This is a genomic window from Nocardiopsis endophytica, from assembly GCF_027706725.1.
Classification (GTDB): domain Bacteria; phylum Actinomycetota; class Actinomycetes; order Streptosporangiales; family Streptosporangiaceae; genus Nocardiopsis_A; species Nocardiopsis_A endophytica.
In genome coordinates this window covers 1-21300 of the sequence record NZ_JAQFWQ010000117.1, presented here as the reverse complement: position 1 = coordinate 21300, position 21300 = coordinate 1, and the positions used below count along the sequence as shown (strand labels likewise).

Genomic DNA, 21300 nt, shown 5'->3' with positions numbered 1-21300 from the left:
GGTTAAACCGGACACGATAAGCCCGACTTCCCCGAGATCAACACCAGCGCGCCCCGTGCCGCCACCCTCCACGTCACACCCCGACGGCCCGCCACCCGGCGGGCAAGGCCCGGGAACCGCCTTGCTCTTTGTGTCGCCGTCGACTTCGGCGACCATGCACACGCCTTGCGGCCGACGGCGCTGCGGTATGGGCCGCCGACCTCTTCTCGTTGCCGCCTTCCACGTCACACTCCGGCGGCCCGCCGTCCGGCTGGGGCCCTGAAGTGGGGTACCGGCCGAGCCGTGCACCCGGACCGCTGGCGGCCCGCCGCCAGCAGGCAGGGCCGGGGAACCGCCTGCTCTTTCTGTTGCCGCCGACTTCGGCGACCATGCACACGCCTTGCGGCCGACAGCGCTGCGGTATGGGCCGCCGACCTCTTCTCGTCGCCGCCCTCCACGTCACACTCCGGTGGCCCGCCGCTCGGCCGGGGCCCGTGAGCGGGGTACCAGCTGAGCCGCGCACCCGGACCGCCAGCGGCCCGCCGCCAGCTGGCACGGCCCGGGAACCGCCCTCACCCGTCGTAGAAGACGCGCTCCATCACCGTTCGGGCCCGGCGGGTCGCCTGGCGGTAGTCCTGAAGCAGCTGCGCCGCCGCGCCCTCGCCCTCGTCGTCGGTGCGGTAGCCCAGCGCCTCGGCCAGTGCGCCCGCCTCGCCGGTGTCCGACGGGATCGAGTCCCCCGGCCGCCCCCGCACCAGCATGATCATGCCGCGCACGCGCGCCGCCAGCCGCCAGGCGACCTCCAGCGTCCCCGCGTCGTCGGCGTCCAGCAGGTCCGCCGTGACGGCCGCCTCCAGCGCCGGGATCGTCTCCGTCGTGCGCAGCTCCGGGACCTCGAAGGCGTGCCGCAGCTGGATGAGCTGGGCGACCCACTCCACGTCGCTCAGGCCGCCCCGGCCCAGCTTGGTGTGGAGCGCGGGGTCCGCGCCGCGCGGCAGCCGCTCGGCCTCCATCCGCGCCTTGAGCTTGCGGATCTCCAGCACACCGGCGGCGTCCACCCCGCCCTCCGGGTAGCGCACCGGCTCGACCATCTCCATGAACCGCGCGCCCAGGTCCGCGTCCCCGGCGACCGGGGCCGCCCGTAGCAGCGCCTGCCGCTCCCAGGTCGCCGCCCACTTGTCGTAGTAGGTCCGGTAGGAGGAGAAGGGGCGCACCAGCGGGCCGCTGCGCCCCTCCGGGCGCAGGTCGGCGTCGACCACCAGGGCCGGGTCGGCGGCGGGCATCTCCAGCAGCCGCCGCATCTCCTGCACCAGCGCCTCGGCGTACCGCCGCGCGTCCTCCGGGTCGGCGCCCTCGACCGGCTCGTACACGAACATCACGTCGGCGTCGCTGGCGTAGGTGAGCTCCCGGCCGCCGAAGCGCCCCATGCCGATCACCGCCACGCGGGCCGGGGCCGAAGCGCGGGCGTCCGTCACAGCGCCGTCCGCTCGCGCGCCCTCCGTCCGCGCGGCCTCCGCCTCCGCGCCGTCCGGCCTCCGGCCGTCCCGCTCCGCCGGGGCCGCGTGCCGAGCGGCGGTCGCCCGTTCTGCCGCGCGCAGCGCCGCGTCCACGGTCACCCGGGAGATGGCGCTGACCGACCGACCCACCTCGCCGATGTCGGCCACCCCCAGCAGGTCGGCGGCGGCCGTGCGGAACAGCTCCCGGCGGCGCAGCGCGCGCACCGCCGCCACGGCCGTCTCCCCGTCGTCGTGGCGGCGCAGCGCCGCCTCCGCCTCGGTCGCCAGCTGGGCGGTGGGGCGGCGGGCCAGCTCCTCGTCCCCGGCCAGCATCGCCACCGCCTCGGGGGCGCGCAGCAGCAGGTCGGTCGCGTACCGGCTGCTGCCCAGCACCCGTGCCATGCGCTCGGCCACCCGCACGTCGTCGCGGAGCAGCCGCAGGTACCACGGGGTCGCCCCGAGGGCGTCGCTGACCTGGCGGAACCCCAGCAGACCGGCGTCGGGCCGGGGCGCGTCGGAGAACCAGCCCAGCATCACCGGAAGCAGCGTGCGCTGGATGGACGCCCGGCGCGACACCCCCGAGGTGAGGGCCTGCAGGTGCCGCAGCGCGCCCTTGGGGTCGGCGAACCCGAGCGCACCCAGGCGCTCGCCCGCCTGCTCGGGGGTGAGCCGCGACTCGTCCCCGGGCAGCCGGGCGACCGCGTTGAGCAGCGGCCGGTAGAACAGCTTCTCGTGCAGCCGCCGCACGTCCCCCGCGACCCGCTTCCAGGCCGCGGTCAGGTCGGAGACCGGGTTGGCGGCGTGGCCCAGGGCGCGGCCCAGGCGGCGCAGCGCCTCCTGGCCGGAGGCGGAGGAGGCGTCCGGCAGCAGGTGGGTGCGGCGCAGCTTGTGCAGCTGCAGCAGGTGCTCGACCCGGCGCAGGAACCGGTAGGACGAGGCCAGCCCGGCGGCGTCGGAGCGGCCGACGTAGCCCCCGGCCGACAGCGCCTCGAGGGCCTGCAGGGTGTTGCCCGAGCGCAGGGCCGCGTCGGCGCGCCCGTGCACCAGCTGCAAAAGCTGAACGCTGAACTCGATGTCGCGCAGGCCGCCGGGGCCCAGCTTGAGTTCGCGGGCGGCCTCGGCGGCGGGGATGTGCGCCACCACCCGGCGCCGCATCGCCTGCACGTCCTCCACGAAGCCGGGGCGGTCGGCGGCGCGCCACACCATGGGCCCGATCGCGTCGGAGTAGGCCCGGCCGAGCTCGGCGTCGCCCGCGACGGGGCGGGCCTTGAGCAGGGCCTGGAACTCCCAGGTCTTGGCCCAGCGCTCGTAGTACGCGATGTGGCCGGACAGCGGGCGCACCAGCGGGCCGTTCTTGCCCTCGGGGCGCAGGGCGGCGTCGACCTCCCAGAGCGTGCCCTCGGTGTCGGTCTCGGCGGGGATCGCCATCATCCGGGAGGCCAGGCGGGTGGCGGCCTGCATCGCGTCGTACTCGTCGGCCCCGTCGGCGGGCTCGGCGACGAAGACGACGTCCACGTCGCTGACGTAGTTCAGCTCCCGGCCGCCGCACTTGCCCATGCCGATCACGGCCAGGCGGCACCGGGCGGCGTCCTCAGGGGACTCGCCGCGGGCGACGGCCAGGGAGGCGTCGAGCACGGCGGCGGCCAGGTCGGCCAGCTCGGCGCCGACGGCGGGCAGGTCGGCGGCGCCGGTCAGGTCGCGCCCGGCCAGGCGCAGGACCCGGCGGTGGTAGGCGGCGCGCAGCGCGCGGGAGGGGGCGCCGCCCGCGGTGTCGGGGTCGGCGGCGGGCGCGGGGGAGGTGGGGTCGGCGCCGACGGTGTGCAGGAGGCCGGCGCGCAGCTCGGCGGCGGTGGGGGTGCGGGCGGCGTCGGGGCCGCGCAGCTCGCGCCAGTCGCCGGGGTGGCGCACGAGGTGGTCGGTGAGCGCGTCGCTGGCGCCGAGCACGGCGGTCAGGCGGGCGCGCAGGTCGGCGTCGGAGGCCAGGGCCTCCAGCAGCTCGGCGGGGTCGTCGGCCTGCTCGGCGATGCGCACCAGCCCGGTGAGGGCCTGGTCGGGGTCGGCGGCGGCGCCCAGGGCCGCGGTGAGGGCGCGGTGGTCGGCCGGGTCGATGCCGGCCTCCCGCAGCAGGCGCAGCGCCCGCTCACCGTCGCCGAAGCCGAGCCGGGCCAGGGCGCCGGCGGTGGTCGTGAAGGTCCCCTCGCGCGTGGTCACGGGTCAACGGTAGCCCGCAGGTCCGGGGGCGGGGGAGAGCGGGGCGGCGGGTCGGGCGGCCGGGGCGGCGGCCGCGGGGCGGGCGTGGCGCGCATCACCCGAAAGCACCGGAACAGGGGTTGTTGAACTATCGTTCAAGGAATTAAGTTGAACCATAGTTCAAAAAGTTCGCCGGATGCCCCTCGGGAGGACCCGAGGTGGGACCCGGCGCCGACGGAAAGGGGAGGGCCCATGCCCTGGCTGCTGCTCATCGGGGCGATCCTCGCCGAGGTCACCGCGACCATCTCGCTACGCTTCTCCGAGGGGTTCACCCGCCTCCTCCCCTCGGCGATCACGGCCGTCGGCTACGGGGCCGCGTTCTTCCTCCTCGCCCAGACCCTCAAGCAGGGCATGCCGGTGGGGGTCGCCTACGCCGTCTGGGCGGCGGTGGGGGTGTCCCTGGTGGCGATCATCGGCGCGCTCTTCCTGGGGGAGACGCTCACCTGGATCCAGGTGGCCGGTGTCGTGCTGATCATCGGCGGAGTGTTGGCCATGGAACTGGGGGCGGCGCATTGACCTCGGAGGACGGGCCCGGCGGGGAGCCGGCGGCCCCGGAGGTGCCGGAGGCGCCGGAGGGCAAGGACGTGAAGGAGGACGGGCGCCGCGCGCGCGGCGAGCGGCGGCGGTCCGCGATCATCGACGCGACGCTGCGGGTCGTCGAGCGCGACGGCACGGCGGGGGTGACCCACCGGGCGGTGGCCGCCGAGGCCGGGATCCCGGCGAGTTCGGCCGTGTACTACTTCGCGACCATCGACGACCTGCTGGTGGCGGCCCTCACCGAGGCGGCCGACGCGTACGTGCGCCGGGTGCGCGAGGCGGCCGAGGCGGGCGGCGACCCGCTGGACGCGCTCGCCGCGGCGGTCGTCGGCGGAGGCTCGCCGGAGCAGCGCGGGCGCTGCCTGGCCGAGTACGAGCTCACCCTGCTCGCGGTGCGCAGGCCGTCCCTGCGCGCGCAGGCCCGCCGGTGGATGGACCTGGTGACCGAGGTGGCGCGGCGGCACACCGACGACCCGGTGGCGGTGCGCACGGCGGTGGCCGCGGCGGACGGGCTGTGCCTGGAGGCCCTGCTCGACGACCGCGACGTGGACCCGGGAGAGGCGCGCGCGGTCCTTGCCCGCGCGCTGGGACTGGAGTGACCGGTGGACGGCGTCCGCTGGAGTGGAGACGCCTTCGGGGCCGCCTACCGAAGTGCGGAGCGCTGGTCCCCGGCCTTGCCCTGAAGCCGTAATGGCCGCGCCGGCCCGACCGGACGAAGTGCTTCTCCAGCGGACGCGATCGAGTGGTGGGCCCCCCGGAGTCGTTGAGAACGGCCGTTCCACCACCCCCGAACCGTGTACGGGTACCCGCACGGCGGTCGTCGGCCCGAGAGTGGCGGAGACGACACGACGCTCTACCTTCCCTCCCAGGGCCGCCCGCCGGCCCGGAGAAGGGCGCGCGACCCCCGTGTGCGCGGGGGTGAGTGCTTCGTCCTCCCGTGAGCGGCCCCGGTGCGTCGACCCCGACCCGGTTCGAGGGGGCGCCGGACCGCTGGGATGATGAGTCCTGCCATGCCAGACGCTCGCTACGGACTCCGATTCGCCCTGCTCAGGGCGGCGCTCTTCGCCGCCGTGTGCACGGGCGTCGCGCTGTTCGGGCACACCGCGGCGGGCGCGCCCGCGCCGCTGCCCGGGGTCGTCGCGGGCTACTGGGCGCTCGTGGCCCTGGCGGCGCTCCCGTTCGCGCGGGGGCGGCGGTCGCTCGCCTCGCTGGCGCCCGGCCTCTTCGGAGCCCAACTTCTCCTGCACATGGCGTTCTCCGCCGCGACCTCGCCGCTGCCCGGTGCGGGACCCCTGTCCGTCGAGCACCTGTGCGGCAGCGCGGCCGTGCACGCGGACTTCGGCATGCTGGCCGCGCACGTCTGGGCGGCGCTGGTCACGGGGTGGTGGCTGAGCTCGGGCGAAGAGGCGCTGTGGGCGGTCCTGCGCCTGCTGCGGGCCCGGCTCCCGGTCCGGGGGAAGGCGGGGACGCTGCCGCCTCCCGCGCCGTCGCTCCGTGCGGAGCCGCCCCGGGCCCTCCTCACGACCCGCTTCCTGCGGCACACCCTCGCCGGCCGGGCCCCGCCCCCGTGGGCGCCGCGCCCCTGCGCCACCGCGGCCTGACCCCTTCGGGCGATCCCCGGGGCGGCCGCCGCGCGGCGCGGCGTGCGCGGACCGAGGATCCCCCGGAAGGCGACGAAGCTGAGGAAGACACTGGAATGCGCAGGACGACGATGGCGGCCGCCGGTGCGGCGGCCGTGACGGCGCTGCTGGCCGGATGCGGTGGCCAGGCGGCGACCGGTGACCAGGGGCCCTACAACGGCAGCGAGATCAAGGGCGCGTTCACGCTGCCCTCCACCGAGTTCACCGACAACAAGGGCGAGCCGTACGACCTCAAGGAGGACTCGGCCGGGAAGTACACGGCGGTGTTCATCGGGTTCACCAACTGCCCGGACATCTGCCCGACCACCATGGCGGACCTGTCCCAGGCGAAGGGGATGCTGGACGAGTCCGAGCAGGAGGAGTTCCAGACCGTGTTCATCACGGCGGACCCGGAGCGGGACGACCCCGAGCTGCTCGACATGTGGCTGAGCAGCTTCGACCCCTCGTTCGTGGGGCTCACCACGGACCTGGAGGACACCGACGCGACCGCCAATGAGCTGGGCATCTCGGTCTCCCGGCCGGAGGACCGCTCCGGCGACTACCAGGTCGACCACGGCGGCCAGACGCTGCTGTTCGACCCGGAGGGCAACTCGCGGATCATGTGGTCCTACGGCACCGAGCCCGAGAAGGTCGCCGAGGACCTGGAGACCGTGATCGGAGAGGGCGCGTGATGGCGGTGAGAGGCGCGACGAGAGGCGGCCGTGCCGGTAAGGCGCGCCGCCCGGTGGCGGGGCGACGGGTCCTGACGCTGTCGTGCGCGGCCGGCGCCCTCGCCCTGGCTGCGGTCACGGGCTGCGCGGCGCAGGAGCCGCAGATCGAGACGTCGGACGCGACGGTGCGGGTCCCGCTGACGCCGGACGTGACGTCGGCGTACGTGACGATCGAGAACACCGGGGGCGCCGACGACACCCTGATCGGGGCGGACACCGCGGCGGCCGACGAGGTCCAGATGCACGAGAACGTGCAGAAGGACGACGGCACCACGGGCATGGAGGAGCGCGACGAGATCCCGGTGAAGGCGGGAGAGACGGTCTCCTTCGAGCCGGGGAAGCTGCACCTGATGCTGATGGACCCGGACGAACTGAAGGCGGGGGAGACGGTCGCCCTGGAACTCCGCTTCGAAAAGTCGGGCACCGTAGAGGTGAACGCCGAGGTGGAGGACGTCATGGGCGAGGGCGCCAAGGGCGGGGACATGGAGTCGATGGACGACATGGACCACGGCGACATGGACCACTGACCCGCCCCCAGGGGCCGGACCCACCCCAGGGCCCGGCCCCTTCTGCAGAGGAACCCCCACGCCCCGCCCCCGCCCAACACGCGGTGGGACCGGGGCACGCTCTTCGAGAGGCGACACAGTCCCGACGCCCATGAGGCGTCGAAGGCGGTCCCCGGCCGGTCGAGAACACACGGCCCTCTCGGCCACTACGTGGCACACTGAAACGAGCGACGGAAGGGAGTGCCCCGTGGCCACCCGTCAGTTGAACGACCCGGCGCAGATCATGGAGATGCTGCCCGAGCAGGACCGGGCATGGTTCCTCCGGGAGTACAGGGAGGCCGCCCATATCGCCGCGGACGACCCCAAGCGCTTCGACCAGCTCCAAGAGATGCTCCGCACATGGCACCTGCGCGCGCTCGCACGCAACGGTGACGGGTACGAGGAGAGCCGCGAACAGGCACGCACCGGTGTAGGCGACTTCACCAGCCTCGACGAGATCATCGCTCGTCGGCGGGCTACGTGAACTACCGGATCGAATTCACCGCGAAAGGTGATGCCGAGACCGTCGGCCTTCCCTCAAAGGCGTTCACCGCATTGATCGAGACTCTCAGTGCCGTGGGACGCGACCCCTGGAGCGCAGGGTGGAGCGATGACGCCGCTGATCCCCTGTGGCGGTGGGCGCCGTTCGGCGAGGACGGCGTCGTGCTCTTCTACGTCGACACGGCCCAGAGCCTCGTACGGGTCCACACCGTCACTTGGGTCGGTTGACCGGTAGGGGCCGGGACCCGAGCTGAAGTGAGGCGGAGTGAGGCGGACATGACGGGCTCGTATGACGTCACTGTCGACCGGGTCCTTGGCGTGGAGGATGTCCGGCAACTCTGCTCAGTGCTGCTCGGGGTTCCTGTCTGGCTGGGGGAGGAGCTTGGGGCCGGCCAGGTGATGCCTGCTGATTACGGGTACCTCGACTACGCGGCTGAGCCGCTCATCTCCTCCACCTGGTTCTCCTGTGGCTCCACGCGGGCGCCCCTCGCCGAGTGGGAGTTCGCCTCCCGTGTCTCGCGGGCCTTCTCCGCTCGGTGCTGGGTCGGTGACGACACCATCGTCCCCTCCCGCATGCTCCTCGCCGAACCGGATGGGACGGTCCTTCCCGTGCACGCCCAGGACATCGACGACGACGGCTTCGCCGTCTGGGGCTTTCGGCTCGACCGGCCATGTAGCCGCCGCGACGAGTGGTGCGGGAACAGCGCCGACTGCCGGGGATCGGGCTTTCCGCCGGACTGGCGGTACGCCCCTAACGCATGAAGGAAGGGGCCGCCGACGCGTGCGCGGTCGGCGGCCCCCTCAGACGGATCCAGCCCGCCTACGGCACCCGTTCCTTAGATGTCGTAGTACAGCTCGAACTCGCGCGGGTGCGGGCGCAGGCGCAGGGAGTCGATCTCCTCGGTGCGCTTGAAGTCGATGTAGGTCTCGACCAGGTCCGGGGTGAAGACCCCGCCCTCCAGCAGGAACTCGTGGTCGGCCTCCAGGGCGTCCAGGGCGGACTCCAGGGACGCCGGGACCGTCTCGACCGCCGCGGCCTCGGCCGGGGGCAGCTCGTAGAGGTCCTTGTCCATCGGCTCCGGCGGCTCGATCTTGTTCTTGATGCCGTCCAGGCCCGCCATCAGCATCGCCGAGAAGGCCAGGTACGGGTTGGCCGACGGGTCCGGCACGCGGAACTCCAGGCGCTTGGCCTTGGGGTTCGGGCCGGTCAGCGGGATGCGGATGCACGCCGAGCGGTTCCGCTGGGAGTACACCAGGTTGATCGGGGCCTCGTAGCCCGGCACCAGGCGGTGGTAGGAGTTCACCGTCGGGTTGGTGAAGGCCAGCAGCGCGTTGGCGTGCTTGAGCAGGCCGCCGATGTAGTAGCGGGCCGTGTCCGAGAGCTGGGCGTAGCCCGACTCGTCGAAGAACAGCGGGGCGCCGTCCTTCCACAGGCTCTGGTGGCAGTGCATGCCCGACCCGTTGTCGCCGAAGAGCGGCTTGGGCATGAAGGTCACGGTCTTGCCCGCGGCGTTGGCCGTGTTCTTCACGATGTACTTGTAGAGCTGCACGCGGTCGGCCTGCTGCAGCAGCGTGCCGAACTTGATGCCGATCTCGGCCTGGCCGGCGGTGCCCACCTCGTGGTGCTGCAGCTCGACGTCGAGGCCGGCGTCGATCAGGTTGCGCACCATGCGCGAGCGCAGGTCGCTGTAGTGGTCGACCGGCTCGACCGGGAAGTACCCGCCCTTGTAGCGCGGGCGGTAGCCGAGGTTGCCGCCGTTCTGCGCGGTACCGGTGTTCCAGGCGCCCTCGATGGAGTCGATCTGGTAGTAGCCGGTGTTCGCGCGCGTCTCGAAGCGGACGTCGTCGAAGATGTAGAACTCGGCCTCGGGCCCGAAGAAGGCGGTGTCGGCGATGCCGCTGCTCTTCAGGTAGGCCTCGGCCTTGCGGGCGACGTTGCGCGGGTCGCGGCTGTAGGACTCCAGGGTCAGCGGGTCGTGGACGAAGAACGTCATGTTCAGCGTCTTGAACTCGCGGAACGGGTCCAGCACGGCGGTGCTCAGGTCGGGCAGCAGCAGCATGTCCGACTCGTGGATCGCCTGGAATCCGCGGATCGAGGACCCGTCGAACATCTGGCCCTTGGTGAACGTGTCCTCGTCGACGTTCTCCGTGGGGATCGTGACGTGGTTCACGCCACCGAACAGGTCGGTGAACCGGACGTCGAGGAACTCGACGCCCTCGTTCCTGATGAACGCGAGGGCCTCATCGGCGCTGCTGAACAAGACATACCTCCGAGCAGATGTGAGAGGGGGCGGCGGTGGCGCGGGCCTCGGCCCGGTGTCATCCGCTCTCCGCGACCCCCTCCTCGGCCACGCTGACGACGCTAGGAGGGCGGCGTTTCTCGTCCATGTCTCGTATGTTTCCTGCGCGTTACGGGGTGCGGCGTTTCCCCTGTCCAGCGGGGCGTATCCGGCGTTGCACCGGGAAACGGCGCTTCCGGGCGCCCCCGCGACAGTGTCCGGAATCACGTACCCTGCGGCGCCGATACCGTGGGTCCCATGGAGACGAACGGTGACGTGGGCCCTGAGGAGGCCGCATTCCGCTACCGGGGGAACCGGCTGGGGATGCCCGAGGAGGGACCGGGCTCGGTGCCCGGCGTGGGCCGCAGGCTCGTGGCGCTCATGCTCGACTGGGTGCTGAGCCTGGCGATCGCCTACGGCCTCCTCGGCGCGGATCCGCAAGAGGGCTCGGCCACCGCCCTGCTGGTGTTCGCGGTGATGACGGCGCTGTTGCTGGCACTGTTCGGAACCACCCTCGGCAAACGCATCGCCGGCATCGGCCTGGCGCCGACCGGCGAGCGCGGCATCCCCTGGCCTCTGGCGGTCATCGTCCGCACCGTCCTGCTGTGCCTGGTCATCCCCGCCGTCGTCTACGACCGCGACCAGCGGGGCCTGCACGACCGCGCCGCGGGGACCGTCTCCCGGCGCCTCTAGCCCCTGCCCGGATCCCCGTTGATCTCGGGGAAAACGACGCTAAAACCGCGGATGTAGCGTCGTTTCTACCGAGATCAACGACGAGGGCGGGCGGGGCCCGGGCGGTGCCGATGTGACCCCCGCGGAATGAACGAAGGAGCCGCCCGGTCCACGCGGGGCCGGGCGGCTCCTCTCCGTCGTCCTGCTGGCGAAGCGCCCGTCGAGTCGTCTCGTGGCCTCAGCGCGTCTGGGGCTTGGGGCCCTTCGGCATCTTCACGCCCTTGGGCATCGGCCCCTTGGGCATCTGCACCGCCGAGGGCAGCGCCCTGAGCCGGTACCGCAGCTCGGCCACCTTCGCCTTGTCCAGGTTGCGCGGCAGCTTCATCATGTGCTTCTGCAGGTCGGAGATGGGCACCTGGCCATCGCCGTTGCCGACCATCACGTCGTAGATCGGCATCTCGTAGGCCACGCGCGACACGCGCTTCTTCTCCGCCGCCACGATCTTGCGCAGCCGCGACGGCTCCCCCTCGCCGACCAGCACGACGCCCGGGCGGCCGACGACGCGGTGCACCACGTCCATCTGCCGCGTGGCCGCCACCCCCGGCTCCGTCGACCAGTCGCCGCGCATGTTCTCCAGCACCGCCATGCCCGCGCCGAGCTGCCCGTCGAGCATCTTGTACTGGATCTTCTGCGCCGACCGGGTGAAGTAGATGAACCCGGCCAGGAAGGCGATCGGGATGCCCAGGCTCAGCCAGTAGAGCCAGCCCCCGCCGGTGACCAGGCCGCCGACGACCGACAGCGCCACCAGGCCCAGGAAGATGCCGACCGCGATCGGGATCGACTTGGGGCTCTGCTTGTGCACGACCTTCGCGACCATGCCGAGCTGCTTGAACCGGCCCGGCCGCTTCTGCTCCTCGGAGCCGCCCTTGCCTGCGGCCGCCTGGGAGGTGTTGGTGTCCTTGGGCTTCTTCGCCATGCCTTCCAGGATATGGCCCATGGGGACGCCAACGTGAAACGGCGGCCGTCGGCCGCCGTTTCAGCTTGATTACTTTGCAATGTTCGGTTTGTCCGGATCGTCCGCAGGGGTGTCCCGGAACCGTCCCAGGTGAGCGGTGTGCGGCGCCCGAGGAGCGGTGCGGACGGCGGCGTGGAACCACGGTGTGCGCCGTGGTGCGAACGGCGGTGGCGGGGCGGTACCGACGGGGCGGCGCGCGCCGACGCCTCAGGCCTGCGCCTGCGCCCCCGCCTCGGCCTCGCGCTTCTCGATCGCCTGCTTGTACAGCCGCCCGGCGCGGTAGGACGAGCGCACCAGCGGCCCCGACATCACGCCCGCGAAGCCGATCTCCTCGGCCTCGGCCGCCAGCTCCACGAACTCCTCCGGCTTGACCCACCGGTCGATCGGGTGGTGCAGCTTGGAGGGCCGCAGGTACTGGGTGATGGTCAGCAGGTCGCACCCGGCCTCGTGCAGGTCGCGAATGGCCTCGCTGATCTCGTGCCGCTCCTCGCCCATGCCCAGGATCAGGTTCGACTTGGTCACCAGCCCGGCGTCGCGCGCCTTGGTGATGACCTCCAGCGAGCGCTCGTAGCGGAACCCGGGGCGGATCCGCTTGAACACCCGCGGCACCGTCTCGACGTTGTGCGCCAGCACCTCGGGCCGGGAGCCGAAGACCTCGCCCAACTGCTCGTCGTCGGAGTTGAAGTCGGGGATCAGCAGCTCGACGCCGGTGTCCGGGTTGAACTCGTGGATCTTGCGGACCGTCTCGGCGTAGAGCCAGGCGCCGCCGTCCTCCAGGTCGTCGCGGGCCACGCCGGTGACCGTCGCGTAGCGCAGCTCCATGGTGCGCACCGAGTTGGCGACCTTGGTCGGCTCCATCCGGTCCAGCGCCGTGGGCTTACCGGTGGCGATCTGGCAGAAGTCGCACCGGCGGGTGCACTGGTCGCCGCCGATGAGGAAGGTCGCCTCGCGGTCCTCCCAGCACTCGTAGATGTTCGGGCACCCGGCCTCCTGGCAGACCGTGTGCAGGCCCTCGCGCTTCACCAGCGAGTGCAGCTCGCTGTACTCGGGCCCCATCTTCGCCTTGATCTTGATCCACGGCGGCTTCTTCTCGATGGGCGTCTCGCTGTTGCGGGCCTCGATCCGCAGCAGCTTGCGGCCCTCGGGAGCGATGGTCAACGCGGACCCTTCCTTTCCTCGTCCCTCGTGGGGAGGTCGTCGTCGTGCTCGGGCACCGTCAGGCGGTCGCCGGCTCCGCCGGGGCCTGCGCCCCGGGGAAGTGCGCCGGCACGCCGTCGCTGTGGCTGTAGGACTCGGCGCCGAACACCTCGGCCAGGTGCGCCTCGACGCGCGGCAGGACCTCGGCGACGGTCACGCCGCGCCCCGTCTCGCGCGAGATGCTGGTGACGTCCCCTTCGTCGGCGGGGATGCCGCACGGGACGATCCTCTGGAACCACGAGAGATCATTGTCGCAGTTGAGGGCGAAACCGTGCATGCCGACCCCGCGCGAGATCCGGCACCCGATGGCCCCGACCTTGCGCTCGATCAGCCCGCGGGCGGGGTCGGCGTCCAGCCAGACCCCGGTCTTGCCCTCGATGCGCCGACCGGCCAGGCCGTACTCGGCCAGGGTGCGGATGATCGCCTCTTCGAGCAGGCGCACGTAGGCGACCACGTCGATCGGGTCGGCCAGGCGCACCATCGGGTAGACGGTGAGCTGTCCGGGGCCGTGCCAGGTGATCTTGCCGCCGCGGTCGATGTCGAAGACGGGGGTTCCGGGCCAGGTCTGCTCCCGGTCCCATTTGCTGGTGCGCTTCCCGGCCGTGTAGACGGGCTCGTGCTGGAGCATGAGCACCGTGTCGGGGATGAGGTCGGCGACGCGGCTCTGGTGGAGCCGCTTCTGGAGGTCCCAGCCCTCCTGGTAGGGGACCGGGTCGTCGCCGAGCCGGGCGAAGACGAGCTCACTCATACATCCCACCTTATGCCCTCGGAGGGGCTCGGGCGGAAGGCGGCCCGACCCCTCCGCGGCGCCCTGTTCCTGCGGGAATAACGCGTCCCGGGGCGGTGTTCGCCCGCCGCTGCCGGGGCTGTCGCCGGGGCCGCCCCGGACGCCCGGAGCGCCCGCCGCCTCACCGCTCCGACGCTTCGGCCACCGCGGCCATGAGCGCCGGTCCCAGGGTGGGGTGCTCGAACGCGAAGCCCGCCTCCTGCAGCCGAGCGGGCAGCACCCGCTGGCTCACCAGCGCCGCCTCGTCGGCGAAGCCGCCCAGGGCCGCGCGCATCGCGAACGCGGGCACCGGCAGCGGCGCGGGTCGGCCGACGGCCGCCGCCACCGCCCGCGTATAGGCGGCATTGGTCACCGGCTCGGGAGCGCACAGGTCGAACGGTCCCGTCAGGTCGGGCCGCTCCAGCAGGAACCGCATCGCCCCCACATGGTCGCGCAGGCTGATCCAGCTCATGTACTGGCGCCCGTCGCCCAGCCGCCCGCCCAAGCCGAGCCGGAACAGCGGCAGCACCGCCGCCAGCAGCCCGCCGTGCCCGGACAGCGCGATGCCGGTGCGCAGGTGGGCGGTGGCGGTCCCGGCCTCCTCGGCCTCGGCGGTGGCGCGCTCCCAGTCCCGGCACAGGTCCGAGAGGAACCCCTGCCCCTTGTCGCCGGTCTCGTCCACGGCCCGGTCGCCGGTGTCGCCGTAGTAGCCCACCGCCGACCCGGACAGCAGGCGGCCCGGCGGCGCGTCCATGCCCGCAAGCGCCTTCGCCAGGGTCCTGGTCCCGGCCACCCGGCTCTGCCGGATCGCGCGCCGGCGCGCGGTGGTCCAGCGGGCCGGGCCCAGCGGGGCCCCCGCCAGGTGCACGACGGCGTCGGCTCCGACCAGGGGGCCGGTGTCGACCGTGCCGTTCTCCGGGTCCCACCGCGCTTCGTGCTCGTCGCGGGCGGGGCGGCGCACCATGCGCACGACCTCGTGCCCGTCGTCGGCGAGGGAGCGCGCCAGGGCGCTTCCGATGAGACCGGTGGACCCGGTGATCGCGACCTTCATAGGGACGGTCCTACCCGTTCCGGCGGCGGGTGAGCGGCGGGACGGCGGGAGGCGGGGTGCGGTGGGGCGGTGAAGGGGGCGGGGGAGCGGCCGCCCGGCCGCCGGGAGGCCCAGTGGCCACCGGAAACCGGAGATCGCGGGACCCTTCGGACAGTCTTCGGCCGATTCCCCGGGTAATTCCCCGGAATGCCTGCGCGGCGGGTGATCACCCCTCTACGGTGGGCTTATCCGGGCGCACTTCGGTGCGAAGCCCGGGCCGACCTTTGGTGATGGGGATCACCAGGGGGATGGTGAATGGTGGGGTAACAAGGCGGGGCGGTGTCCGGGAGGGCGCCGCCCCGCTGCCGTTGTGCGTCCACCGCCGCCCGGTCGCCTGTCGGCCACGGGCTGCCGGGAAGCGCTGTGGCTGGAGGACTGGGGGTGGGCGGCGCGTACCGGGTGGGGAGTGCCGGGGCGCGCATTGAGTGTGGTTAAGGGGCATCCACGGGCCGATCGGGTGGCGGAAACGCCACCCTCGGACGGCACCGGCCGGTGTGCCGATGCCGACGCCCTGGAACATGCCCCCGGAAACACGACGCGGCCGCGACCCCTTCGCGGGGCCGCGGCCGTGTCGTTCGCCGCTCATGGGACCGCGGAGCGGCCCGGACGCCTCCGGGCACGCCTCAGTCCGGGACCGCCGTCAGGCCAGGCCCAGGTCGGCCTCGAAGGCGCCCTCCTCCAGGCGCTCCTTCACCGCCTGCAGGAACTTGCCCGCGTCGGCCTTGTCGATCAGCCGGTGGTCGTGGGTGAGGGCCAGGTACGCCATCGAGCGCACCGCCATGACCTCGCCCAGCTCCGGGTCCTCCACCACGACCGGGCGCTTGACCACGGCGCCGGTGCCCAGGATGGCCACCTGCGGCTGGTTGATGATGGGCGTCTCGAACAGCGCGCCCACCGCGCCGGTGTCGGCGATGGTGAAGGTGCCGCCGCTCAGCTCGTCGGGGCTGAGCTCCCCGGTGTGCGCGCGCCGGCTCAGGTCGGAGATCTTGCGGGCCAGGCCGCCCAGGTTGAGGTCGCCCGCGTCCTTGATCACCGGGGCCAGCAGCCCGCGCTCGGTGTCCACCGACACCGACAGGTTCTCCAGGTCGTGGTAGGTGACCTCGTAGCTGTCGCTGTCGATGACGGCGTTCAGCTTCGGGTGCGCCTTGAGCGCCTCCACCGCGGCCAGCGCGAAGAAGTCGAAGAAGTCCAGCTCCACGCCCTCGCGCCCGGCGAACTGCTCGGCCGCCTGGCCGCGCAGGCGGGCGATGTTGGTCATGTCGACCTCGACCACCTGGGTGACCTCGGCCGAGATGCGCAGCGACTCGGCCATCTGGTCGGCGATGGTCTGCCGCAGCCGGGACATCTTCTCGGTGCGCCCGCGCAGCGTGGTGTCGGGCGCCGGGGCGGTGCGGGCCGGGGCGGCCGCGGGGGCGGCCGGCTCGGAGGCGGCCGCGGCGGCGTCCAGCACGTCCTGCTTGCGGATGCGGCCGCCCACGCCGGTGCCGCGCACCGACGCCAGGCTCACCCCGTGCTCGGCGGCGAGCTTGCGCACCAGCGGGGTCACGTAGGCCTCGGTGACCGCGTCGGTGCCGGAGGCCGTCCCGGTGCCGCTGATGGTCTCCACGTCCACCGTCGGGGCGTCGGCCTCGCGGTCGGCGCGGGCGGGCGCGGCGGGCCGCTCCGGCGCGGGGGCCGGGGCGGGCGCGGGCGCCGGGGCGGCGGCCTGCGGGGCGGGCTCGGGCTCGGGGGCGGGAGCGGCGGGCTCCGGCTCCGGCTCGGGCTGCGCCTCCTTGGCCGTGGGCGCAGCCTCCTCCTCGGCCGGGGCCTCGCCCGCCTCGGAGATGATGGCGATCTGGGCGCCGATCTCCACCGTCTCATCCTCGGCGACGAGGATCTTGGTGAGCACACCGGAGGCGGGGGCGGGGATCTCGGTGTCGACCTTGTCGGTGGAGACCTCCAGCAGCGGCTCGTCGACCGCGACGGTGTCGCCCTCCTTCTTGAGCCACTGGGTGACGGTGCCCTCGGTGACACTCTCGCCCAGTTCGGGCATTGCAACGGAAGTCGGCATGGGGTCCTCTTAGCAGCGAAAAACGTATGGAGCGCGGAGAAGAAGCGAGCGGGGCGGGCCCGGAGCCCGCCCCGCGGGGGCGCGTCAGTCGTGGACGTGCAGCGGCTTGCCCGCCAGCGCCAGGTGCGCCTCGCCCAGCGCCTCCGACTGGGTCGGGTGCGGGTGGATGAGCTGCGCCACCTCGGCGGGCAGCGCCTCCCAGTTGTAGATGAGCTGGCCCTCGGCGATCAGCTCGCCGACCCGGGAGCCGACCATGTGGACGCCCAGCACCGGGCCGTCCTTCTCGGCGATGACCTTGATCGCGCCCTGGGTCTGCAGGATCTGGCTCTTGCCGTTGCCCGCCAGGTTGTAGTTGGTCTCGACGATGTCGTAGCCGCGCTCCTTGGCGGTGGCCGAGGTGATGCCGACCGAGGCCACCTCCGGCTCGCAGTAGGTGATCCGCGGGACGCCGTCGTAGTCGATGGCCGGCGGGTTGAGCCCGGCGATGCGCTCGGCCACGAAGATGCCCTCGGCGAAGCCCACGTGCGCGAGCTGCAGGGTGGGGATCAGGTCGCCGACCGCGTAGACGTTGCCCACGCCGGTGTGCAGGTTCTCGTCCACCTTGACGAACCCGCGCTCCATCGGGATGCCCTGCTCCTCGTAGCCCAGGCCCTCCGAGACCGGGCCGCGGCCGATGGCCACCAGCAGGACCTCGGCCTCCAGGGTCTTGCCGCCCTGCAGGGTGACGCTGACGCCGGAGTCGGTGGTCTTGACGCTCTCGAACGGGGTGCCCAGCTCGTACTTGATGCCGCGCTTGCGGAAGGCCCGCTCCAGCAGCTTGGAGCTGGACTCCTCCTCGACCGGCACCAGGTGCGGCAGCGCCTCGACGATGGTGACCTCGGAGCCGAAGGAGCGGTAGACGCTGGCGAACTCCACGCCGATCACGCCGCCGCCCAGGACGACCGCGGACTCGGGCACCCGGTCCATCCGCAGCGCCTGCTCGCTGGTGATGACCTTCTCGCCGTCGATGTCCAGGCCCAGGGTCTTGGGCTTGGAGCCGGTGGCCAGGACGATGTTGCGGCCCTTGTAGACCGCGCCGCCGACGGTGACCTCGTCGGGGCCGGTCAGCTTGCCCTCGCCCTCGACGACGGTGATCCCGCGGGACTTGATCAGACCGGACAGGCCCTTGTGGAGCCCGCCGACGACCTTGTCCTTGTACTTGTGGACGGCGGGGACGTCGACGCCCTCGAAGCTCGACTTCACGCCGAACTTCTCGCCCTCCTTGGCGGAGTCGGCGACCTCGGCCGCGTGCAGCAGCGCCTTGGTCGGGATGCAGCCCTGGTGCAGGCAGGTGCCGCCGAGCTTGTCTTTCTCGATCAGGGCGACACTCATGTCCAGTTCGGCCGCGCGCAGCGCCGCCGCGTAGCCGCCGCTGCCGGCGCCCAGGATCACGAGGTCGAAGGTGCCGCCGCTCTCACTCACGGGAAGGACACTCCTTGGTGTGGATGTAGTGGTGTTCGTCCGTCGGTGACGGATGCGGTGCGGCCGGGCGCGTGTCCCGCCCGGCCGCGCCCGGTCTCAGTTCTGCGCGCCGCCGGCCAGGTCCTCGGCGATCCGCACCAGGGTGCGGGTGGCCGCACCGGTGCCGCCCTTGGGGGTGTAGCCGTGCGGACCGCCCTGGTTGAAGGAGGGCCCGGCGATGTCCAGGTGCGCCCAGCGCTGCCCGTCGGCCACGAACTCCTTGAGGAACACGCCCGCGCTGAGCATGCCGCCCCAGCGCTCGCCCGCCACGTTGGCGATGTCGGCGACCGAGGAGTCCAGGCCCTTGCGCAGCTCCTCGGGCAGCGGCATCGGCCAGGCGGCCTCGCCCGCGGCCTCCGCCGAGGCGGTGACCGAGTCGCGGGTGTCGTCGTCGGAGGCCATGACCGCGAAGACGCGGGTGCCCAGCGCGACCAGCTGCGCGCCGGTCAGCGTGGCCACGTCGACCAGCAGGTCCGGCCCGTCCTCCTGGGCGCGCACCAGCGCGTCGGCCATGACCAGGCGGCCCTCGGCGTCGGTGTTGAGCACCTCCACCGTCGTGCCGCCGTACATGGTCAGCACGTCGGAGGGGCGCTGGGCGGTGCCGGAGGGCATGTTCTCGGCGATGGCGAGGTAGGCCACCGCGTTCACCTTCGGCTTGAGGACCGCGATGGCCCGCATGGCGCCCAGCACCGCGGCGGCGCCGCCCATGTCGGACTTCATCCAGTCCATGGCGCCCGCCGGCTTCAGCGACAGGCCGCCGGAGTCGAAGGTGATGCCCTTGCCGACGAAGGCGACCGTGGAGGAGGCCTCCGGGTGGGAGTAGGCCAGCCGCACCAGGCGCGGCGGGTTGGCCGAGCCCTGGCCGACGCCGACGATGCCGCCGTAGCCGCCCTCGGCCAGCTCCTTCTCGTCCAGGGTCCGGACGTCGAGGCCGTGCTCGCGGGCGACCTCCTCGGCCACCCCGGCCAGGTCCTCGGGGACCAGGTCGGCCGGGGCGGTGTTGACCAGGTCGCGCACCAGGTTGACCGAGGCGGCCACCGGCTCGGCGCGCTCGACGGCGGCCGCGGCCCCGTCGGCGGCGCTGACCACCTGGAAGGAGGAGGCGGGGGTGCGCTCGGCGTCCTCGCCGGTGCGGTAGCGGGTGAAGGCGTAGTCGCCCAGCAGGGCGCCGGTGGCGGCTGCCCCGGCCAGCTCGGCGGTGCCGGCGGGCAGCGCCAGCACCACGCGGGAGGCCTCGGCCGGGCGGGCGCGCAGGGCGGCGCCAGCCGCGCGGGCGACATGGTCGGGGTCGGGGGCGCCGCCGTCGGGGACGGGGCCCAGACCGACGGCGAGCACGACCGGGGCGGTGGTCGCGCCGGCGGAGGGGAGGCTGTGCACCTCCTCGAGGGCGCCGCTCGCTCCCAGAAGCGACAGGGTCCGGGCGAGGCCGCCGGGGTAGGCCGCCTCGACGTCGTGAGCGCCCGACGCGGGCTCCGGGCCGTCGGCCCCGGAGTGGTAGCCGACGACAACGGCGTCGGCGTCGAGCGAACAGGGGGATTCCGTAATGACTGACAGCGACGTGCTCACGGGTCCGATGCTAGTCCTTGTGACGTCCCGGTGGGCACGCCGCACCCGGCGCGCCCACCGCCGGGCCGGAGGCGGCCCCGTGTTCACTTGTATGTGAAGAAGTCCGATTCTTTCCGGTGATGGCGGCGCGAAGCGCCCCGTCCGTGACGATCCTCCGCATCTTCCGGAACGGCGCGTTCGCACCGGTCACCGCGGGTGGCCGGGTGCGGCCCCGGCCGGAGTGTGAAGAAATGTGATGATGGCTACAGGGTGCCGCAGGGGGCCGGGCGCCCGTTCCGGGCGCGGCTGCGCTCACAGGGCGATCGCCGCCGCGACGAGGGCGACCGTGGCGGACGTCTCGCACAGCGCGCCCAGCACGTCGCCGGTGATCCCGCCCAGGCGGCGCCGTGCGTGCAGCAGCAGCGGGACCGACGCGGCGGCCCCCAGGGCCACCGCGAAGGCCAGGGACAGCGCCGCGCCGGGGGAGTGCAGGAGCCCAGCCAGGGCGGCCAGGGCCAGCGCGCCGACGGCGGAGGCGGCGGCCGCGGCGTGCGGCACCGTTCCGGCGACGTAGGCCCCCAGCCCGTCCGGGCGCGCCGAGGGGACCCCGGGCGTGCAGGCCAGGGTGATGGCCAGGCGCCCGGCGACGGCGGCGGCGACCAGCGCGGCCGCCCCGGCGAGTGCGCCCGCCGACGCGGCCTGCGCCAGCGCGGAGGCCTGCACCAGCAGCACCAGCACCAGGGTGATCACCCCGAAGGGGCCGATGTCGGAGCGCTTCATGATCCGCAGGGCGTCCTCGGCCGGCTTCCCGCTGCCGAGGCCGTCGGCGAGGTCGGCCAGCCCGTCGAGGTGGAGGCCCCGGGTGAGGGCGGCGAGCAGGCCGAGGGCGAGCGCGGCGGCGAGCAGGGGGGTGAGCCCGACGGCCACGGCGACGGAGACGAGCACGCCGCCCGCGGCCCCCAGCCCGGCCCCGATGAGGGGGGCCCACCGCATGGCCCACCCGGCGACCGTACGGTCCACCCGGTCGACCCGGACGGGCACGGCGGTGAGCGTGCCCGCCGCCATCCGGAGCCCGTCGAGAGCGGTCCCGTCCGGCCCCCTGGGGGGTCGGTAAGGACCGTGACCGGCATCGGACTGCATGCGGACTCCTTGCACGACAGGTGAGAGAGGGGCCAGGGCCGCCCGATCCTACCGCCGCGCCACGGGCCGCGGCCGGGTCATGGCAACGCCCCGCGGCGACCGGCGAACGCCGACCGAGGGGGATGGAGAGAAGAGGAGAGAGGTCGGCGGCCCTCAGCGCAGCGTTGTCGTCCGTCCGGCGCGTGCGTGGTCACCGTGGTGGGCGGCGACGGAGCGAGCCGGGCGGTTCCCGGGCCCTGCCTGCCGTCCGGCAGGCCCCTCGCGGTCCGGGTAGGCGGCGCGGCGAGGAGGGCGGATGGCCGCCCGCGTTCGTGGCGGCCGTCTGCCCGGTGCCCCCTGCCCGGCGATGATCTCGACAAGAGTGCTGTCATTCCGGCGGTTTTGACAG

At 73.3% G+C, this 21300-nt stretch carries 19 protein-coding genes; 9 read left to right on the top strand and 10 right to left on the bottom strand.

Translation table 11 applies throughout. From position 1 onward, the window contains the following. Nucleotides 1-551: 551 nt before the first annotated feature. Nucleotides 552-3686, bottom strand: coding sequence for a bifunctional [glutamine synthetase] adenylyltransferase/[glutamine synthetase]-adenylyl-L-tyrosine phosphorylase (locus O4J56_RS27290; RefSeq protein ID WP_270689768.1), 3135 nt, complete (start codon nucleotides 3684-3686; stop codon nucleotides 552-554). A gap of 231 nt (nucleotides 3687-3917) precedes the next feature. Between O4J56_RS27290 and O4J56_RS27285 the strand changes: the two genes are divergently transcribed. The 8 genes from O4J56_RS27285 (at nucleotide 3918) to O4J56_RS27250 (ending at nucleotide 8420) form a co-directional block, all read left to right on the top strand. Beyond that, complete coding sequence (locus O4J56_RS27285) at nucleotides 3918-4241, top strand: DMT family transporter (RefSeq protein WP_270689766.1); 324 nt, start codon at nucleotides 3918-3920, stop codon at nucleotides 4239-4241. 41 nt (nucleotides 4242-4282) lie between these two features. Continuing rightward, on the top strand, nucleotides 4283-4861 hold the full coding sequence (locus tag O4J56_RS27280) for a TetR/AcrR family transcriptional regulator (RefSeq protein WP_270689770.1): 579 nt from the start codon (nucleotides 4283-4285) through the stop codon (nucleotides 4859-4861). 411 nt (nucleotides 4862-5272) lie between these two features. Beyond that, entirely contained in the window at nucleotides 5273-5863 is a 591-nt protein-coding gene (locus O4J56_RS27275; RefSeq protein WP_270689765.1) for a hypothetical protein, read from the top strand. 95 nt (nucleotides 5864-5958) lie between these two features. Beyond that, nucleotides 5959-6573 carry an SCO family protein gene (locus tag O4J56_RS27270; protein WP_270689764.1) on the top strand — a complete coding sequence of 205 codons (615 nt, stop codon included), beginning with the start codon at nucleotides 5959-5961 and terminating at the stop codon, nucleotides 6571-6573. A 53-nt stretch (nucleotides 6574-6626) separates the two neighbouring features. After that, a complete protein-coding gene (locus O4J56_RS27265) occupies nucleotides 6627-7139 on the top strand; it encodes a copper chaperone PCu(A)C (protein WP_270689762.1) in 513 nt (170 codons plus the stop codon). Between the two features lie 226 nt (nucleotides 7140-7365). Continuing rightward, entirely contained in the window at nucleotides 7366-7641 is a 276-nt protein-coding gene (locus tag O4J56_RS27260) for a DUF6247 family protein (RefSeq protein ID WP_270689760.1), read from the top strand. Beyond that, entirely contained in the window at nucleotides 7638-7886 is a 249-nt protein-coding gene (locus O4J56_RS27255; RefSeq protein WP_270689758.1) for a hypothetical protein, read from the top strand. Before O4J56_RS27260 ends, O4J56_RS27255 begins: the two co-directional genes overlap by 4 nt. A 171-nt stretch (nucleotides 7887-8057) precedes the next feature. Then, complete coding sequence (locus O4J56_RS27250; protein ID WP_270689756.1) at nucleotides 8058-8420, top strand: hypothetical protein; 363 nt, start codon at nucleotides 8058-8060, stop codon at nucleotides 8418-8420. A 74-nt stretch (nucleotides 8421-8494) separates the two neighbouring features. On the opposite strand, the gene glnA is transcribed toward O4J56_RS27250, so the two are convergent. Beyond that, the gene (gene glnA / locus O4J56_RS27245; protein ID WP_270689755.1) at nucleotides 8495-9919 is read right to left on the bottom strand and encodes a type I glutamate--ammonia ligase; all 1425 of its coding nucleotides are present in this window, start codon (nucleotides 9917-9919) and stop codon (nucleotides 8495-8497) included. Between the two features lie 276 nt (nucleotides 9920-10195). On the opposite strand from glnA, the gene O4J56_RS27240 reads away from it, so the two are divergent. Continuing rightward, nucleotides 10196-10630, top strand: a complete 435-nt coding sequence (locus O4J56_RS27240; protein ID WP_270689753.1) for an RDD family protein — start codon at nucleotides 10196-10198, stop codon at nucleotides 10628-10630. 217 nt (nucleotides 10631-10847) lie between these two features. Here O4J56_RS27240 and O4J56_RS27235 read toward each other — a convergent pair whose 3' ends face one another. The 8 genes from O4J56_RS27235 to O4J56_RS27200 all read right to left on the bottom strand — a co-directional run bounded on the left by O4J56_RS27235 (nucleotide 10848) and on the right by O4J56_RS27200 (nucleotide 20912). Further along, nucleotides 10848-11585 carry a DUF4191 domain-containing protein gene (locus O4J56_RS27235; RefSeq protein ID WP_270689749.1) on the bottom strand — a complete coding sequence of 246 codons (738 nt, stop codon included), beginning with the start codon at nucleotides 11583-11585 and terminating at the stop codon, nucleotides 10848-10850. Nucleotides 11586-11831: 246 nt separating this feature from the next. Further along, nucleotides 11832-12782: a lipoyl synthase gene (lipA, locus tag O4J56_RS27230; RefSeq protein ID WP_270689748.1), complete on the bottom strand. Its 951-nt coding sequence runs from the start codon at nucleotides 12780-12782 to the stop codon at nucleotides 11832-11834. Between the two features lie 58 nt (nucleotides 12783-12840). Then, complete coding sequence (gene lipB / locus O4J56_RS27225) at nucleotides 12841-13569, bottom strand: lipoyl(octanoyl) transferase LipB (protein ID WP_270689747.1); 729 nt, start codon at nucleotides 13567-13569, stop codon at nucleotides 12841-12843. A 160-nt stretch (nucleotides 13570-13729) separates the two neighbouring features. Then, nucleotides 13730-14638, bottom strand: a complete 909-nt coding sequence (locus O4J56_RS27220; RefSeq protein ID WP_270689745.1) for a TIGR01777 family oxidoreductase — start codon at nucleotides 14636-14638, stop codon at nucleotides 13730-13732. Nucleotides 14639-15317: 679 nt separating this feature from the next. Then, nucleotides 15318-16727 carry a 2-oxoglutarate dehydrogenase, E2 component, dihydrolipoamide succinyltransferase gene (sucB, locus tag O4J56_RS27215; protein ID WP_270689743.1) on the bottom strand — a complete coding sequence of 470 codons (1410 nt, stop codon included), beginning with the start codon at nucleotides 16725-16727 and terminating at the stop codon, nucleotides 15318-15320. Nucleotides 16728-16811: 84 nt separating this feature from the next. Continuing rightward, nucleotides 16812-18188 carry a dihydrolipoyl dehydrogenase gene (gene lpdA / locus O4J56_RS27210; RefSeq protein WP_270689741.1) on the bottom strand — a complete coding sequence of 459 codons (1377 nt, stop codon included), beginning with the start codon at nucleotides 18186-18188 and terminating at the stop codon, nucleotides 16812-16814. A 96-nt stretch (nucleotides 18189-18284) separates the two neighbouring features. Beyond that, nucleotides 18285-19793 carry a leucyl aminopeptidase gene (locus tag O4J56_RS27205; protein ID WP_270689740.1) on the bottom strand — a complete coding sequence of 503 codons (1509 nt, stop codon included), beginning with the start codon at nucleotides 19791-19793 and terminating at the stop codon, nucleotides 18285-18287. Between the two features lie 291 nt (nucleotides 19794-20084). Next, complete coding sequence (locus O4J56_RS27200) at nucleotides 20085-20912, bottom strand: adenosylcobinamide-GDP ribazoletransferase (RefSeq protein ID WP_270689738.1); 828 nt, start codon at nucleotides 20910-20912, stop codon at nucleotides 20085-20087. Between the last annotated feature and the right edge of the window lie 388 nt (nucleotides 20913-21300).

Excerpts from the sequence above, each read along its gene's own strand:
- O4J56_RS27200 (WP_270689738.1), bottom strand. The coding sequence starts at position 20,912 with ATGCAGTCCGATGCCGGTCACGGTCCTTACCGACCCCCCAGGGGGCCG.
- O4J56_RS27235 (WP_270689749.1), bottom strand. The coding sequence starts at position 11,585 with ATGGCGAAGAAGCCCAAGGACACCAACACCTCCCAGGCGGCCGCAGGC.
- O4J56_RS27250 (WP_270689756.1), top strand. The coding sequence starts at position 8,058 with ATGCCTGCTGATTACGGGTACCTCGACTACGCGGCTGAGCCGCTCATC.
- O4J56_RS27240 (WP_270689753.1), top strand. The coding sequence starts at position 10,196 with ATGGAGACGAACGGTGACGTGGGCCCTGAGGAGGCCGCATTCCGCTAC.
- lipB (WP_270689747.1), bottom strand. The coding sequence starts at position 13,569 with ATGAGTGAGCTCGTCTTCGCCCGGCTCGGCGACGACCCGGTCCCCTAC.
- sucB (WP_270689743.1), bottom strand. The coding sequence starts at position 16,727 with ATGCCGACTTCCGTTGCAATGCCCGAACTGGGCGAGAGTGTCACCGAG.
- O4J56_RS27285 (WP_270689766.1), top strand. The coding sequence starts at position 3,918 with ATGCCCTGGCTGCTGCTCATCGGGGCGATCCTCGCCGAGGTCACCGCG.
- O4J56_RS27275 (WP_270689765.1), top strand. The coding sequence starts at position 5,273 with ATGCCAGACGCTCGCTACGGACTCCGATTCGCCCTGCTCAGGGCGGCG.
- O4J56_RS27220 (WP_270689745.1), bottom strand. The coding sequence starts at position 14,638 with ATGAAGGTCGCGATCACCGGGTCCACCGGTCTCATCGGAAGCGCCCTG.
- O4J56_RS27270 (WP_270689764.1), top strand. The coding sequence starts at position 5,959 with ATGCGCAGGACGACGATGGCGGCCGCCGGTGCGGCGGCCGTGACGGCG.